General features: G+C 34.3%; 16 protein-coding genes. 9 read left to right on the forward strand and 7 right to left on the reverse strand.

What is annotated here, in order from left to right; genetic code table 11:
- The first annotated feature begins 92 nt into the window (after positions 1-92).
- The 5 genes from B0M43_RS16260 to B0M43_RS16280 are packed head-to-tail and all read left to right on the forward strand — an operon-like array spanning position 93 to position 5704.
- On the forward strand, positions 93-1448 hold the full coding sequence (locus B0M43_RS16260) for an aspartate aminotransferase family protein (protein ID WP_078007300.1): 1356 nt from the start codon (positions 93-95) through the stop codon (positions 1446-1448).
- 33 nt (positions 1449-1481) lie between these two features.
- Positions 1482-2573: a sulfatase-like hydrolase/transferase gene (locus B0M43_RS16265; protein WP_078007299.1), complete on the forward strand. Its 1092-nt coding sequence runs from the start codon at positions 1482-1484 to the stop codon at positions 2571-2573.
- Between the two features lie 5 nt (positions 2574-2578).
- The gene (locus B0M43_RS16270; RefSeq protein ID WP_210418031.1) at positions 2579-3877 is read left to right on the forward strand and encodes a DUF5690 family protein; all 1299 of its coding nucleotides are present in this window, start codon (positions 2579-2581) and stop codon (positions 3875-3877) included.
- On the forward strand, positions 3861-5018 hold the full coding sequence (locus tag B0M43_RS16275; protein ID WP_078007298.1) for a TIGR03364 family FAD-dependent oxidoreductase: 1158 nt from the start codon (positions 3861-3863) through the stop codon (positions 5016-5018). The genes B0M43_RS16270 and B0M43_RS16275 overlap by 17 nt, the downstream gene beginning before the upstream one ends.
- Positions 5019-5020: 2 nt before the next feature.
- Entirely contained in the window at positions 5021-5704 is a 684-nt protein-coding gene (locus tag B0M43_RS16280; RefSeq protein WP_078007297.1) for a phosphonatase-like hydrolase, read from the forward strand.
- 231 nt (positions 5705-5935) lie between these two features.
- On the opposite strand, the gene B0M43_RS16285 is transcribed toward B0M43_RS16280, so the two are convergent.
- The 6 genes from B0M43_RS16285 to B0M43_RS16310 all read right to left on the reverse strand — a co-directional run bounded on the left by B0M43_RS16285 (position 5936) and on the right by B0M43_RS16310 (position 11607).
- Positions 5936-6517: an XRE family transcriptional regulator gene (locus B0M43_RS16285; RefSeq protein WP_065449899.1), complete on the reverse strand. Its 582-nt coding sequence runs from the start codon at positions 6515-6517 to the stop codon at positions 5936-5938.
- A gap of 189 nt (positions 6518-6706) precedes the next feature.
- Positions 6707-7846, reverse strand: a complete 1140-nt coding sequence (locus tag B0M43_RS16290; protein ID WP_078007296.1) for an aldose epimerase family protein — start codon at positions 7844-7846, stop codon at positions 6707-6709.
- 77 nt (positions 7847-7923) lie between these two features.
- Positions 7924-9066 (reverse strand): glycoside hydrolase family 76 protein, encoded by a 1143-nt coding sequence (locus B0M43_RS16295; RefSeq protein WP_078007295.1) that lies wholly within the window; start codon positions 9064-9066, stop codon positions 7924-7926.
- A 368-nt stretch (positions 9067-9434) separates the two neighbouring features.
- The gene (locus B0M43_RS16300) at positions 9435-9716 is read right to left on the reverse strand and encodes a hypothetical protein (protein ID WP_078007294.1); all 282 of its coding nucleotides are present in this window, start codon (positions 9714-9716) and stop codon (positions 9435-9437) included.
- 295 nt (positions 9717-10011) lie between these two features.
- Positions 10012-10794 carry a polysaccharide lyase gene (locus B0M43_RS16305; protein ID WP_065449903.1) on the reverse strand — a complete coding sequence of 261 codons (783 nt, stop codon included), beginning with the start codon at positions 10792-10794 and terminating at the stop codon, positions 10012-10014.
- 567 nt (positions 10795-11361) lie between these two features.
- Complete coding sequence (locus B0M43_RS16310) at positions 11362-11607, reverse strand: hypothetical protein (protein WP_065449904.1); 246 nt, start codon at positions 11605-11607, stop codon at positions 11362-11364.
- A gap of 441 nt (positions 11608-12048) precedes the next feature.
- Here B0M43_RS16310 and B0M43_RS16315 point away from each other — a divergent pair, with 441 nt between their 5' ends.
- A complete protein-coding gene (locus tag B0M43_RS16315) occupies positions 12049-13338 on the forward strand; it encodes a hypothetical protein (protein WP_078007292.1) in 1290 nt (429 codons plus the stop codon).
- A 97-nt stretch (positions 13339-13435) separates the two neighbouring features.
- On the opposite strand, the gene B0M43_RS24760 is transcribed toward B0M43_RS16315, so the two are convergent.
- On the reverse strand, positions 13436-14437 hold the full coding sequence (locus B0M43_RS24760; RefSeq protein WP_168199951.1) for a carboxymuconolactone decarboxylase family protein: 1002 nt from the start codon (positions 14435-14437) through the stop codon (positions 13436-13438).
- 245 nt (positions 14438-14682) lie between these two features.
- Here B0M43_RS24760 and B0M43_RS16325 point away from each other — a divergent pair, with 245 nt between their 5' ends.
- From B0M43_RS16325 to B0M43_RS16335, 3 genes are all read left to right on the forward strand, one after another.
- Positions 14683-15579 (forward strand): AraC family transcriptional regulator, encoded by an 897-nt coding sequence (locus B0M43_RS16325; RefSeq protein ID WP_078007291.1) that lies wholly within the window; start codon positions 14683-14685, stop codon positions 15577-15579.
- Positions 15580-15765: 186 nt separating this feature from the next.
- Positions 15766-16356, forward strand: coding sequence for a TetR/AcrR family transcriptional regulator (locus tag B0M43_RS16330; protein ID WP_078007290.1), 591 nt, complete (start codon positions 15766-15768; stop codon positions 16354-16356).
- Between the two features lie 157 nt (positions 16357-16513).
- Positions 16514-17281, forward strand: a complete 768-nt coding sequence (locus B0M43_RS16335; RefSeq protein WP_078007289.1) for an SDR family oxidoreductase — start codon at positions 16514-16516, stop codon at positions 17279-17281.
- Positions 17282-17285: the final 4 nt, after the last annotated feature.

Below are 17285 nucleotides of genomic sequence, written 5' to 3' on the forward strand. Positions count from 1 at the left end.
ATTTCTACCAATATTTAATGCCTGGCGGCATAAATGGAAAACTTTCAACCGTTGATTGAAACTAATAGTTCAAAATATAAAAAGAGAATTAAATGAATAATCTCAATACCAATAAAAAGACAGAAGGTGATATTAATCTAACGGCGCAAAGAGCGCTTTGGAATACCTCTGAGACTGATGAGCTAACAAAGAGTCTCTTAGAAAAAGACGCGCGTTATTTTTTGCATCAGGCCATGTCTACTCCATGTTTAGACGTTTTAGAATCTTGTGAAGGACCTTTTATTACAAACATTAAAGGGAAAACCTATCTGGATTTTCACGGAAACAACGTGCATCAAATTGGATATGCAAACCCCAAATTGATCGAAAATCTGATTGCTCAGTTACAAACCCTTCCTTTTTCTCCAAGGCGTTTTACGAATAAACCCGCAATTGATTTTGCCGAAAAATTAGCATCATTATGTCCGTCAGATTTAAATCGCGTACTCTTGACTCCTAACGGAAGTTCTGCCATAGGAATTGCACTTAAACTGGCCAGAGCGGTGACCAAAAAATTTAAGGTAGTTTCTTTTTGGGATTCTTTTCACGGAGCTTCGCTAGATGCCGTAAGCGTTGGCGGGGAATCTGTTTTCAGGGATTACATGGGACCAATGATGCCCGGCGTCGAACGCATTCCTCCACCGACAAGTTATCGTGGTATTTTCGAAAATAACGAACAAAAGTGTTTAGAGTATTTAGAATATGTTTTTTCTAAAGAAAATGATATTGGTGCTTTTATCGCCGAAACGATTCGGAATACAGATGTTCAGATTCCATCAAAAAACTTTTGGAAAGAAGCCAGAAGACTCTGTTCTCAATATGGTGTTGTACTCATTTTAGACGAAATCCCGATCGCGTTAGGCAGAACCGGTAAAATGTTTGCCTTTGAGCATTATGATATCGAGCCTGATATTTTATGCATTGGCAAAGGTTTAGGAGGTGGTATTATACCACAGGCAGCAATCATTACCAGAGATGATTATAATGTTTTTGGCGACATTTCTTTAGGACATTATACGCATGAAAAAAGTCCGCTTGGAGCAATTGCAGGCTTAACAACTATCGATTTTATTGAAGATCACGATCTTTTAAACAAAGTAAATCAAGATGCTTTGTTTATGGAAGAATCACTTCGAAAATTAAAAGAAAACTATGCTGTTATTGGCGATGTAAGAGGAAAAGGGCTTTTGTGGGCTGTAGAATTGGTAAAAGACAGAACGACCAAAGAAAAAGCGCTTGAAGAAGCAGAAAAAGTAATGTACAGTTGTATGAAGAAAGGGTTAAGTTTTAAAGTATCAACAGGAAATGTTTTGCAATTATCACCAGCTTTGACGATTACGAGAGAAGAATTGCAAACGGCCTTAAATATACTCGAAGAAAGTCTGAACGAACTTTTATTAGAAGCTTAAAAAAAAACGATTAAACGATTTAAAATAAACAAAATGAAAAAACTAATTGTAACGGCATTATGTGTTTTTAGTGTTTTAGGAGCAGCAGCACAGCAAAAAAAAGCGTCAAAAAATCCAAGAGTAGTACTTATTACTTTAGATGGTTTTCGCTGGCAGGAATTATTTAGCGGAGCTGACAGCAAATTAATTATAAAAAAATATGCAGAAGATACCACAGCGGTAAAAGAAAGATTTTGGAGAAATACGCCTCAGGAAAGAAGAGCAGCCCTGATGCCTTTTTTCTGGAATCAGGTTACCAAAATGGGACAATTGCACGGTAATAGAACTTTAGGCAGCAATGTAAACCTGACCAATACCATGTGGTTTTCTTATCCGGGTTACAACGAGATTTTGACCGGAGCTGCTGATGATAAACAAATTAACAGCAATGATAAATTCGACAATCCTAATACTACGGTTTTAGAGAAAATCAATACGCTTTCTAAGTATAAAGGTAAAGTTGCTGCTTTTGGCAGTTGGGATGTTTTTCCGTTTATTATCAATCAAAAACGTTCCGGAATACTTGTAAATGCAGGTTTTGAAACCGTAAAAGGAAATAAACTTTCAGAGAGGGAAAAGTTTTTAAATGAACTGCAGCCAAAAGTGCCATCACCTTGGGATTCTGTTCGATTTGATGCTTTTACTTCAAATTATGCTTTAGAATATATGAAACGAGAACATCCGGAATTGGTTTACATTTCTTACGGAGAAACAGATGATTTCGCGCATGATGGCAATTATCAGGCTTATTTAAAATCAGCAAATGCAGCTGATGGTCTAATTGAAGATTTATGGAAGTTTACCCAAAAAGATTCTTTTTATAAAGACAATACCATTTTTATTATTTCGACAGATCACGGCCGCGGAACAGAACCATTAGAACAATGGAGAGATCACGGATCTAAAGTTGCCGGAGCTGATCAGGTTTGGTTAGTTGTGTTTGGAAATAGTGTGGAGGCGACAGGAGAAGCAACAGCAAAAGAACAATTATACAGCAATCAAATTGCACCCACGATATTACAATTATTTGATGCTGCGAAAGATGCTCAAATGAAAGGGCAATCATTACAAATCCTTAAAAAATAATTCAGATGCAAGGTAAAAAATCAAATCTGCCTTTTGTTTTGAATGCATCTGTGGCTTCTTTTGGAGTGTATTTTTGTATGTATGCTTTTAGAAAGCCTTTTACAGTTGCTACTTTCGAAGGTTTAGAGGTATTTCATATCGATTATAAAATACTTTTAATAATTGCTCAGGTTATTGGTTATGTGATTTCTAAGTTCATCGGAATCAAAATCATATCAGAACTAAAAGCAAATCAGCGAATATTTTATTTGTTGGGTTTAATAGGCATTTCAGAGATCGCTTTGGTGTTTTTCGCTTTGGTTCCCAAACCTTACAATATCCTTTTTATGTTGCTTAACGGCGTACCGTTAGGAATGATTTGGGGAATTGTCTTTTCGTATCTCGAAGGAAGAAAATTTACAGAGATATTAGGCGTTGCGCTAAGTACCAGTTTTATTGTATCGAGCGGAGTTGTAAAATCAGTAGGATTTTTTGTGATGGATTCGTTGCATTTTTCAGCGTTTTGGATGCCGGCAATTACAGGTCTTTTATTTGTGGGCCCGTTATTGTTTTTTGCCTGGATGTTAGAAAGAATCCCTAAACCATCGGCAGAAGACATTGCTTTGCGCTCAGAACGTATTCCGATGACCAATAAAGACAGGAAAAAGGTAGTGCTGCAATTTTTATTTCCTATCACGATTTGGGTTTTGTTTTATACGTATCTCACTGCTTTTAGGGATTTCAGGGATAATTTTGCCCGCGAATTATGGGACAGTATTGGTTATAAAGATGATATTGGGGTGTATACCAGTTCAGAGATAATAGTAGCTTTCATTGTACTGTTGGTTCTGGGAGCTGCATTCTATTTTAGAGACAATATGAAAGCCTTGTTCTTTTATCAGATATTGCTTTTATTGGGTTCAGTCTCTATTGGCGTTTCTACTTTTTTATTTCATACACAAAATATTAGCCCGTTTAGCTGGATGGTGGTATCAGGTTTTGGTCTGTACATTTGTTATGTTCCTTTTAATTGTTTGTTTTTTGACCGCTTTATTGCTGCTTTTAAAATAAAAGGAAATGCAGGATTTTTTATTTACATCGCCGATGCATTTGGATATCTGGGAAGCGTTGCCGTACTGCTGTACAAAAACTTTGGGCAGCCCAATTTATCCTGGTTGGATTTTTTTATGGATGGTGCGTACTTAATTGCCCTCATGGGAATCGTTGTTACCATAAGTTCCATGATTTACCTGAACAGAAAAAAGAAGAAAATTAAAAAACAAAATATAAATTATCAATTCGTTTTACATGAAAACACAATATGATTTAATCGTTGTAGGTGGCGGTGTTTTAGGAACTTTTCATGCCTATCATGCATTAAAAGCGGGAATGAAAGTGGCCATTATCGAAAAAGACAAAATGCCAAAAAGCGCTACAATTCAAAATTTCGGACAAGTAGTACCTTCGGGAATGGATTCGAAATGGCAAACATACGGCAGAGAAAGTTTAGCTATTTATAAAGAAATACAAAGTCAGTTTGATATTTCTGTGAGACAAAACGGATCGGTTTATCTGGCTTCAAATGATGAAGAAGTACAGCTTATTGAAGAATTGTTCCAAATTAACAAAGCCAATAATTATGCTTCGGTTTTATGGAATAAAAAAGAATGCCTGGATAAATATCCTGGTTTGAATAGTACTTATGTAAAAGCAGGATTGTTTTTTCCCGACGAAGTTACGGTAGAACCCAGAACGATGATCTACAGACTTCAGGACTATATGATTGAATATTTAGGATTAAAATTAATTACCAATACCGCTATTGTAAACTGCGAAAATGTAGCTGATGGGGTTGTTTTAGAAAGTGCATCAAAAGAAAATTATTTTGCCAAAAAAGTAATTATCTGCAACGGAAGCGAATTTAAAAATTTATATCCCGAATTGTTTTTTAAAAGTGATTTAGAGGTTTCAAAATTGCAAATGTTACAAACCAAGCCGCAGAAAAACTATAAACTAGACGGATCAATTTTGACAGGATTGTCTATCAGGCGTTATGAATCTTTTTATGAGTGTCCTTCTTTCAAAGAAATTAAAGCAAAAGAAGATCCAAATTCTTTAGAAAAAAAATGGGGCGTACATATTCTATTTAAACAAGCGGCAGACGGATCTGTTATTTTAGGAGATTCGCATCAATATGCATCGGCAGAAAATATAGACGATTTAGGTTTTAATCTGGATATGGACATCGATAATTTTATGATCGCAGAAGCCAAAAAAATCATCGATTTGCCTACTTACGAAATCCAAAACAGATGGTTTGGTATGTATTCCCAATGCAAAACCAAAGATATTTTTGAGCATACAATAGGCAAAAATATTCATATAATAACGGGAATAGGAGGAAAGGGAATGACCGGAAGTGCCGGTTTTTCAAAAGAAAATATATTTAAAATTTTTAATCAATAAGAATGAAGCAAGAAATACAACTGGTAGTGTTTGATATGGCCGGAACAACTGTAGATGAAGGAAATGTAGTGTATAAAACAGTTCAACAAGTGATTAATGATGAAGGGTATAACATATCATTAGACGATGTTTTGCATTATGGTGCAGGTAAAGAAAAATATCAGGCCATTTTTGATGTGCTGACAAATTGTACCGATTCTGATACTGTTGAAGTAACGGCTCAAAAAGCATTTTCTAATTTTAAACCGGCATTGGCAACAGCATATGCGAATTTAGAGGTAAAAAGCTTTGAGGGCACTGAAACATTGTTTGCTGATTTAAGAAACAAGCACATTAAAGTAGTTTTAAATACAGGATATGATTTTGCTACAGCTCAAAATTTACTCACAAAATTAGGATGGTCAGTAGGAGAAACCATCGACGCTATGGTAACTTCTGACGATGTAGAAAACGGACGACCTGACGGCGATATGATTTTGAAAGCAATGGAAATAACAGGAATAAAAAATCCTGAAAAAGTCCTAAAAGTAGGCGATTCTGCTATTGATATCGAAGAAGGAAAAAGTGCCAATTGCGGTATGACGGCTGGAGTTTTGACAGGTGCGCAAACCAGAGAACAAATTCAGCATGCAAATCCTACTATTATAGTAAACAGTCTGACAGAATTAAGAGAGATACTCTTGTAAATTAGTTGTTTTTTTTTTGCTCCTCCTTGTTACCCTTGATGAGGAGGAGTTTTTTTAATCAATAAGTAAGGGCCGAAAATAAAAAATTAAAACAATCCAATTCAAAAACTTTGCGCCTTTGCGTCTTTGCGAGATTAAATAATAAGCTTCTTTTTTTAGCCGCTGGAAATTTGCGCGCAAAGCCGCAAAGCCGCAAAGTTTTTATTAATCAAGCTATAAGTGAGATGGAGTTTATTCGGTTTGGGTATTAAAGAAGAAATATAATACCAGCATTTTAGCGGTGGTTTTGCTTCTGTTTATAGGAACATGCGGAATTCTTCCGTCAAAAAATATCGAGTCACCTTCTTTTATCAGTACTTCATCATCACCAATAATATAAACGCATTCTCCAGAAAGCATGTATTTGTATTCAAAAGCGTCCGTTTCGACTTTTTCTCTTTTAGAATCAGGTTTTACTTCCAGCAAAACCGCTTCAAAACCAATTGATGAAAGCTGTTTTCCAAAAATATACTGATAAGTAAATCCTTTTGCATCGTCTTCTTTTTCTATAATAGAATTATCTTCAGCGCGGGAAACGATATAATTTTCTCCGGTAGGTTTTGGCATTCCCTCAAAAAAATCAGAAACCTCAATTTCTAAAGCGTTGATAATATTCAATAAAACAGGAAGCGATGGTATGGTTCTTCCATTTTCAATTCGGGATATTAAACCATTACTCACATTGGCAGCATTTGCAACGGTACTGATTGTTTTTTTATTTTTTTTTCGAATATCCTTTATTCTTTTTCCTATTCCAATTAAGTAGTCGTTCATTCCAAATTGTATTTGTTACGAATATGCAAATTTAACTTGATATAAAAAAGAAGTTTTTTTATCAAAAGCAGATAAAAAAGTTTGCTTTTTGGTGTAGCGAAGAATATTAGAAAAAAAATATAAAAAAGGCCCGTTTCCGTAAGAAAAGGGGCTTTTAAGCTAAATAACTCTTAGTACTATTTGCCATAACTAATCATTACGCACAAGAAACCTGTAAATAGTTTGAGAAGTAAAAGTTTCCTTAGGTCGTAAAACTGTATTGGGAAAAGCAGGTGTATTGATGGAATTTGGGTAATGCTGTGTTTCGAGACAGAATGCACCATTTTTAGTATAAGGAATTCCGTTGCGTCCCTTTACTTTTTCGCTTAACCAGTTTCCTGAATAAAATACAACTCCGGGTTCGGTTGTATAAACTTCTAATTCCCTGCCGCTTATTGGTTCAAAAGCTTTTGCTGCCAAAGCTAATTTACCCGTTTGGTTTCGCAAAGCAAAAGTCACATCGTAGCCGTTTGTGTATTGCTGTACTTTTTCGATGTCTTTGCCAATAGTTTTAGGCGAAGTAAAATCAAACGGTGTGTTTTTTACATTGAGAATCTTCCCGGTTACCATACTGCCATCTCCATATTCCAGAAATTGGTCGGCAAAAATAGTTAATTCTGTATTTAATGCTTTAGGATTTCTTCCGCCCGAAAGATTAAAATAGGTATGGTTGGTCAGCACAAGCGGAGTGGCTTTGTCTGTAGTGGCTTTGTAATCAATAACGACATCATTATTATTTTTCAGTGTAAAAGTTACCGTAACCGATAAATTTCCGGGAAAACCTTCATCGCCATCTTTACTTAAATAGGTCATTTCAACTGCAGGCTCATTCTTTTTTGTTATTTCTTTGGCTTTCCAAATGTGTTTATCAAAACCATTAACACCTCCGTGAATATCAGACGACAGCGTATATTCGTGTCCGTCAAGTGTGAATTTTCTGTTTGAAATTCGATTAGCAACACGACCAACCGTAGAACCCATCAATGAGTTTTCCTTGCCCGCATAATGAGAAAGCGAGTCAAGACCCAATACCACACTGCTCATTTTACCATACTTGTCCGGCGTTACAATATTCGTAATTGCCGCGCCATAAGTAAGCAGCTGAACCTGCATTCCTGTTTTATTTTGTAAAGTGTACTCGAAAACATCCTGTCCCTGAACCTGTCCCATTTTCTTTTTACTAATACCAGATTTCTTAGCTACAGCAGCGTTTTGAGAAAATACATTCTCAGTTGCCAGCAATGCGAGACATAAAAAGGAGAAGTAAACAGCTAACTTTAATTTGTTCATGATGTTTTTTGTATTTTGTTATTGTAATCAAAGTTTTGGTCAAATTACTATTAACCAATGTTTTATCGCTAAGTGAATTACTTTTTATTTACCAAATTATAGTGATCTTCAAGATAAGAGAAGCGGGCCAATATTTCGAGCATTCCGCCATGTTCTACTAAATTGTACACACCATCGTTTGCGGCAAATAATCCTTTTTCGTTTTTGTTTTCCTTCAAAGTATTATCCAGACATTTTTTAAATCCTGAAATGTATTTCAGGTCTTTATTGTATTTTAAAAGATGCTGATAGCCACGCAATAAAACGGCATTAAACCAGTAACCATCTCTAAATTTGTCTCCTCCGTAAAAATAAAGTAAAGAACTATCTGCTATTTCGATTGCTTTTTTAAGATACTTTTTATCACCTGTTAGTTCATATAAATACACATTAGATTGTAGCATTGTTCCTGTATTATAGGAATAGATAGTTTTACCGATACTTCCGTCTGTCACCTTTATATTATCATAAAACAAGCCAGTTGGTGTTTGCAGTTTTTCATTTGTCCAGTTGTAGATCTTCAATGCATTATCAAGATATACCTGTTCCTTTGTTGCTTTGTACATTTTAAGGGCAACAATAATTCCTGGTCCGTTTGAACAGGTATTTTTAGTTTCAAAATCATTTTCGCGCCAGTACAATCCGCCACCTAGTTTTGAATCTGAGGCTGTCATCATAAAATCGTACATCGATTTTCCTAAATCGAAATACGTTTTCTTTCCGTTTCTTTCATAAATATCTAAGGCAGTTATTCCAATCCATTGGTTATCATCATAATATCTTTGTCCTTTGCTCAGTTGCACTATATATTCACCATATCCGGGTTTAGGTGGTGCAGGATCGTAGTAAGGCTGCATACTTTTGACAATGCCGTCAACTAAATTCGCTTTTTTATCTACTTTTTCAATTTCATTTGTGGCTTCAAACATAGCGCAAAGTGCCCACAACCAGCTATATTCTCTTTTATGTCCAAATTTTGTTTCTCTTTTTGCAGGATCTAAATCAACGAAATAATAGCCGGAAACACTATCATGAAAATTTTTCTCAATTGCTGAATGAAGTTGTTCCATCTCATCTTTGTAAAAATTGTTTTTTGAGTTAGTGTTTCTTTTTATTTCTGAAAAGCTCGAAAACAGTACTAATACTGCAATAAGTAATAAACTCTTTTTTTGATTCTTCATAACGGGTAACTATTTGTGGTTATTTATTTTATTTGAATTGAATAGTTTTAAAAGTAATATCACAAATCTACTAAAACGTTTTAGTGTTTTAAAACTAAAAATGGCCATTGCTATTATTTTTGTTGATAATAGCTCTAAATCGTTTTTTTGGTATTTATTTTTTAATGAAGTGAGTGATTATCGATCGAACATTAAACATTTGCAATCCATTACTATGTTAAATATCACTATTGTAATAACAAAAAAGCCTTTTAGAACTTGAATCTAAAAGGCTTTGTATTGATATAAAAGTTTGAAATTAAACTTCTGAGTTAGGATTCGGGATATAATTTAAGGTTTTTGATATCATCCTGTAAGATTTTCTCAAATCAATCTGTTGCAAAATTTTCAGATTCACTGTAATTTTCATCAAAGTTTTCTTCGGGATTATTGGCCTCATCTTCCTCCTGAGTGTCCTCATTTAGATCAGTCTCAGATAGTGGTTCTCTGTCAGAAGCATCATCAGAAGTAAAATCGGTATTTTGATAAGAGATTGATTCCACAGTTGGGTCATCTCCGTTATTAAAATTTTCAGGTTGCAACTGATTTTGTAAATCCTGCATTAAATTACGATCTCCCGGATTGTAATTTTTGTTGTCGTCTGTTATCATATCAGTGTGTTTAAAATGTATTAATTTTCAGATTACTATTTGTAGTGCCAAGTGATTAGAAATTATTATTTATAGATCTTATGGCCTTATCCAAAATTAAGGACAACAGTATTATTTGTTCTTATAGAATTTTAAGTAAGAGTTCTTTAATTATGAGTGATTTATAAAGAGACATATTAGAAAGAAAAAAAATCGATCTAAAAAAAACTGCCCTCAAATAGTATCTAACTTTTTGAAGACAGTTTCAAGAAATGGAATTTTTAACTATCGATCTGTGAAATAATTTTGCAACTATTTATTGAGCATCCCAAGAGGCACTAGCATAATAAATAGAACTTGTTACCGGAGCTGTCCAGTAACTTTGACTACCGCCACGGAAGGTATGAAGACTTACTGCATTGACATTTCGTTTAGAATCGTTAGTTACCCAACGAATGGTCTGATTTAGTATTTCTGTACCATTTACATAATATTTGACATATCCGTTCGTATTTGATCCGGTATTTAATTTCACAGATATCTGACAGTTATATGTTACTCCTTCTTGTATATAATATTTTTTCCCAAAATCGTTACCAAATTGTCCGGGCTGATCTTTATAATAAACGTAGGGTTGGAGGTAAGCCCCACTTCCTTTGGCAGTGTTTGATCCACTTGGGCAATACCACATAAATCTGGCACTACCGCCGTTGCCATCCCATCCTGGATCGCCACCGGTGTTCTGGTCGCCAATTAGTATACCGTATCCGCATTTACCACCTCTGCTCCAATAAAATCCGGAATTAAATTTCATTTGGAACCAAACGGTATAAACACCACCTGACCAAACGCCGTAAGATGTACACAAACCACCGGGACATGATAGTGTATTGGTTTGCAATGTAATCGTTCTGGCTCCGGCACCACCGCCTGCTAAGGCAGCAGCAGCTTTGTTAGTGTTTTGCTGCGCATCTGTAGCACTTTGTAATGTTTCTTTGTTAGTTGCTTGCGGCTCATTTAGATCTTGTTCCTTTTCACAGGAATTAAACACTAATGCCATAATAAATAGCAAACTTGTCAATTTGAAGAATTTTTTCATTTTTAAAACTTTAAGGTTAGTAAACAATTAATGGTTAGTAAAACAATAGATTCTAATTACATCAAATGATATTAAAGAGAAGCCTTTTTTATCGGTATCAGTAATTAAGCAACTAAAAAACAGTGTTTTATAATTGATATAGCAAAGTTGATTAATAAGAATTTGAAAGTGGAGTAAAAAAGTACGATTTTAGGTACGTAAAAATCTTGTATGTGAATTTTGTATACTTTTTTAGGTATTATAAAATGATATCATTAAATAAAATGATAAAAAATTATGTAGTATTTAAATAATTAAGAATTAGATGCACTTTTGTTGTAAGTAGAATTATATACTATAAATTATTCACAAAAAAGTATTTAAAAAAAAAGAAATGTCATGCAAAAAGGGAGATTCAAGATATGATACTATTTTATCGTGTAAAAACGAGATCAATTATTAATTAAAAAAGAGGATATACTTTTCAGTATATCCTCTTTTTAAAATTTGTTTTTTCACCTGTTATAACAAAACCGTGAATCCTGTTTTAATTTTAGCATTAAGAGCGGTGGTTCTTCCTGATTCCTATTATTTGGCCTTGGGATTATCATCTGATTCTTCTTCTTCCCAGTCATTTTCGTCATATTCCGAATCAAAATCATCTTCTAAATCCTCTTTCAGGTCTCCAAGTTCTAAGTTGTAATGGTTACTGGCAGCTAATTTAGCCTGAAAAGCATCAAGATAATCATCATAATTTAATAACAGCTGCTCTTCGTAGTAAGTCATATCGCCTGAAAATTCTTCAGTGCTATAAGAGTAATTTTCGTAGTTCATATAAATCGGTTTAAAATTAATAGCATAAACAATGTTCTAATAGTTCTAATTAGAATTATTTAAAATTAAATTTTTTACCGCAGTAGAATTTATACAATTTTCAGGAAGGATTGTTAAATTCTCACCTAACAAATGGAATACTATTCATTTTGGAATAAAAGGGCTATTACTATCATTATAAGAAAAATTTTCATTTAATGATTTTAACTTTATTGTTTGCGAGTTTCCAGGAATCCTTATTTTGTACTAACAGCTACAAAGAATTGAAATCAGAAATAGATGTAAAACAACTTTTGGTAGTAAATATCCATGAAAGCAGGTATTGTTTTTTGTATCTGCCTTCAGTAATTTTGGCCGTAATAAAAAAACTTTTTTATTATATTTGATTAATAAATTGATCCATAAGGCAATTTGTTTCTCGTTAACTTTAGCATTATTTATATGAAATTTTATGCGCTTGTTTTAGCAGTTAGTCTGTTTCCATTTGCTGCATTATGTCAAAAGGCAGTTGCACCCGGCAGTAAGGACGTCAATACCAAATACATTAAACCCGGAAAGTCGCTCTTTACCGTATATTATGTTAAAGATACAAGCTGGGTAAAGCAGGGAACAGTAACTTATGATATTGTGGCAGCCAACAACCAATTGAGTCTGACTAATTCCTATACTCCAAAAGACAATTCATTTAGTACAGCCCGCACCAGTGTAGCGGATGCTCAAACTCTTAAACCTATCACTTATATTAGTGATGCTAAGGAAGCTAAAGTTGATCTTAACTTTGGTGAAAAGGTTACAGGAAATTATTATACCAAGAAAACTAAAAAAAATAAAAAGCTGAATTTGAATCCCAAAGAGGTGTTTTTTGACTGGTTATGGACGGATAATATGATTTTAACACTGCCGTTAGATGTAGGTTATAAAGCCCGTTTCCCTCAGTTCTATTATAGTGATGATGCTACTGTTCCTGTAGAATACTACACAATCAAGGAAGTAAAAAGTTTCATTTATAACTCTCCAAGGACTGGTAAGCACGAAGCATGGCTGGTTACTGTTTTGGAAGAAAATACAAATGCCATTTATAATTATATTGTAGACAAAAAGGACCATCGTCTCTGGCAGCGCGAAATGTCTATGGGTAAAGGTATGTGGGAAATTACGACCAACGAGGAGCTGGATTATCAGCCTATTAAAAACAAATTCGATAAAGAAAAAGTCGCTCAGCAGATTTCTAAAGGCAGCAGTGTTATTACTGGTACGGCATATGCACGATCTGACGCTGGTAAGAAATTGGGTGGTTTGGTGAATACCGCCAAGAAACAATTTGCACCAAAAGGTACAGAAATCACACTTTTCCCTAGTTCTGCCTATTATGACGAATGGGCTGAAGTCAACAAGAAAATTCGAAAACAGAAAAAAATGCCCGAGGTTCCTTTGAATTCTGATTTTGGATATGGTGTCAAAAAAGCCAAAGTTTATGATGATCAGGGGCATTTTGAATTCGCAGATCTTATGCCGGGCACGTATGTGGTTATGGCCAGTTTTGATTTTTCTAATTCTTATAATTATTCATATGTATCCGGCTATACCAATTATTATAACTATTGGGGGTATACAGGGTCTTCAACAAATTATGCTACGGCCAGACAAGGCTATATAGATAAGGCAAATATTGAAAAGCGAGTAACAATAGATAAGGATGGCGAGAAAAAAGAAGTGAACTTAAAAGAGTAATTCGATAAAGATCTTTTTTTCAAAAGAAGTCTATAATTATCCATATTTTAAGTTCTAAATAACCTAAATCATTGGATATTGGTTTATTTCGTTATAATTATTTTCCGATCTTTTCAAAAATAAGCTGCATCATTTCAGGATCTAAGGCAGTCATGTCTACCAATTTTAAAGATTTTACCATTTTTAAAGTTGCAGTTTTATAATGCTGAAAATGGGGTGTCTGCAAATGAGATTTATAGGCTTTTTGATTGGCATATATTTCTATTATCCTAATCTGTGCTGGATTTTCTTTTTGAAACATCGGATAAATGGCAATAACTCCTGCTTCAAGTTTTACTGATTCTGATGATTCTTTTTTAAGTATCTCTTTGTATTCTTCCAGATATTCCGGAATAATTTCGATTTCAGAAATTCTCACCATCATATCTGGTTCGATAATTGGCGTAACAGGTTCACCAATAGCGTTTCTTAAAACATTGGCTTGTGTTTTTCCTGCTGTTTTTTCGATAATAAAAGTAAGCTCCAAAAGCTGTGCATCTGTGATTCCGGTATTTTTACCCATATTAAGATGCGCCTTTAGTTGTGGTTCGACTCCGGGCATTGCGGCTAATGCTGAAATGGTTACAAATTCTCGCTGACGGAAATTCAAAACATCGCGATTAAAAATATCGGCAAACAAATGTTCTTTTAAAAAAGTATCTATCGCAGGAGCAAAAGCAGCGGCACCTGTCTTAGGTCCGGTTTCTTCTTTCCCCGTTAATTTTTGAAGATTCTCTTTTCCTGATTGGTATTTGTCTTTTACAGTTACTTCAGAAGCTTGTTTGCCTTCAGTATCTTTTATTCCATGAGATTTTCTTTCTTCCAAAACCGCCATTAGCGTGTTGATCGCATTTAAGCTTCGGGGAAATCCGCAATAGGCGTAAAGCTGTACCAATGCTTCTTTTATTTCATTTACGGTAAGTCCGGCATCAAGACCTTTATTTATTGCAGGTTTTAATTGGTCTAAATTTCCTGTGGCAGTAAGTGCGGCAATAGCCGCCATGCTTTGTTGGTGTGTATTTAACGCCTGTTCATTTTTATTTTTTTGCTGTGCAGTCATTGTATTTATAATTATCAAAAAAGTGAATATACTTATAGAGTTCAGAAATTTTTTATAGCTCATGATGTAAAAATTAATGTTTAGGTAATTTCAATAAGAAAAGACTTTTAGCTCTTACAAATTTCGGAATTGTAACGCATCTCTTTGTATACATACTACAGATGTATTTACCATTTTTACTGATTTTGCAGCAAAATGGTCAGCAGCAGCACTCTGTTTGCTAAATTTGTAACAAACTTTTGGTTATGGAACGAATTGATAGGATTGAAACCGTCAAGCAATACAATGATGCAGTAGGAGCAGAGACTTTACATCCTTTTGTTAGTATTGTCGATTTTGATGAAATACCAACTTACCAGTATTTTAAAAGACATATGAGCGTTTATGCTGTTTTTTTGAAATACATTAAATGCGGAGATATGCGTTACGGATGCCAGTCTTATGATTATGAAGATGGTACGCTGGTTTTTATTTCACCAGGTCAGATTTACGGGATTGATGGCAGAAACGAAATTATTAAGCCGTGGGGCAAAGCGCTCGTTTTTCATCCTGATTTGCTTGCCGGGACAACTCTTGCACGTCAAATAAAGGACTATTCATTTTTTTCTTATGAAGTAAATGAAGCATTGCATTTGTCTAAAAAAGAAAGAAAAGTGATCAACGATTGTTTCGGAAAAATCCTGACCGAAATTGATCAGAATATCGACAAGCATAGTAAAACACTCATTGTTTCTACTATCGAACTTTTATTGAATTACTGTATGAGGTATTATGACAGGCAATTTATCACCAGAACTCATATCAATAAAGATATTCTCATTCGTTTTGAAAATCTGCTGAACGATTATTTTACGTCAGGCAAGTCTAAAACTTTAGGACTTCCTTCAGTAAGTTATTGTGCAGAACAATTATTTCTCTCCGCTAATTATTTTGGAGATCTCATAAAAAAAGAAACCGGAAGTACGGCTTTAGATTATATTCAGTCAAAATTAATTGATGAGGCAAAGACAATATTATTCGATCACGAAAAATCGGTGAGTGATATTGCTTATGAATTAGGTTTTAAATACCAACAGCATTTTACCCGATTATTTAAGCAAAAGACAGGACTTACACCACTGCAATATCGTGTAAATGTATAATTTAAACAAAAAAAATACTCTCACCTTATTTGTAAAAAGTTGTTTAAAGAAGGGTTTTATTTGAAATAACTTGCTTTCCCTCATCTTTTTAGGAAATTTAAAAGGAGAACTAAAAAATAAAATTCAGGTACATTCTGTGTTTTAAATATACTTTTTAGTATATTTGCAATCTAATTAATTACAGAAATGCTTACTAAGGCCGAAAGAACAAAACAATTTATACTGGAAACTGCAGTGCCGCTTTATAATGAAAAAGGCATTTCGGGGGTTAATATTGATGATGTACTCGAAGCTACCAAACTTACAAAGGGATGTCTGTATGGTCATTTTGAGAATAAGGAAGATTTATCAGAACAGGTTATTGATTTGTCGTTAAAATTGGTTTCAGACAGAATCAGAGCTGCGGTTTATCAGGCAAAAACAATAAAAGGTAAAGTATTTGCCTTTTTAGATTTTTATAAAAACCCAATAGAAACTTATATTTCAGGAGGTTGCCCTATATTTAATACTGCTGTAGAAGCAGATGATAATTATCCTCTTATAAAAGAGAAAGTAGCAAAAGTATTTAGAAGCGGCCAGCAGGAATTAGCGGGTTTACTTCAGGAAGGAATAAATACAGGTGAATTTTCAGCTAAACTGGATCCCGTTGTTTTTGCGTTCAAATTAACAGCATCGGTCGAAGGAGGTATTGTAATGTGCCGAGTTATGGGTACAGCAAAACCTATGCAGGGACTTGTAAAAAGTTTAAAATCTGAATTAGAACAATACGTCATATGATTTTTTTTTGCTTTAAAATAGACTAAAAAGTATATTTTATAATAATCTAAATTCAAAAAAAAAGCGAAGTTAGAGTTTGAAGATGATTTTTTGGCTCTTGAAAAATAAGTTTGATGTTCGTGTTGGTGAGTATAAACAATTCTTTAAATAAAGTATAATGAACATAAAAGGTAAAACAATATTAATTACGGGAGGTGCTTCCGGTATTGGCTTCGAATCGGCAAAGCAATTTTTAGCCGAAGGTGCGCGTGTCATCATCACAGGAAGGAATCAAGAGAAACTAGAGGATGCAAAAAAAATGCTTCCATCCGTAACTATTATCAAAAGTGACGTTGAAAATCCTGAGGATGCAAAAGCACTTTATGACCAAGCTGTTGCTCTTGGCGGAATAGATATTTTGTATAATAATGCGGGTGTTGGAACTCCTGCACTAAATCTAGCCATTGCAAGTGAGCAAATTTTAAAAAATGCGATTTACGAAATGAATATCAATTATTTTGGTGTTATAAGACTCAACACACTTTTTATAGAGATGTTAAAATCAAGACCAGAAAGCGCGATCATAAATACAACCTCTATTTTGAGTATGGTGCCGGCTTTAGAAGAACCAACTTATGCGGCAACAAAGGCGGCTTTAAGCTTTTATACCCGAATACTAAGAAAGAATTTAGAGATTTTAAACAGTAATGTAAAAGTATTCGAACTGCTTCCTCCCGTTGTAGCAACAGCCATGACTGCGAAAAGAAACGACAAGAAAATGACTCCTGAAAAATTGGTAAAAGCCCTTATTTCAGGAATTAAAAAAGATCAGTTTACTATTCGTGTAGGAGACAGCAAATTGTTGTACATCGTTAGCCGGTTTTTTCCGCAGTTGGCTTTTAATTTGGTGAATCCTAAAAAAATATACGCAGACCTTAAGCAGTAACGAG

The sequence above is a fragment of the Flavobacterium sp. KBS0721 genome (genome assembly GCF_002007065.3).
In the GTDB taxonomy this organism is placed as follows: Bacteria; Bacteroidota; Bacteroidia; order Flavobacteriales; family Flavobacteriaceae; genus Flavobacterium; species Flavobacterium piscis.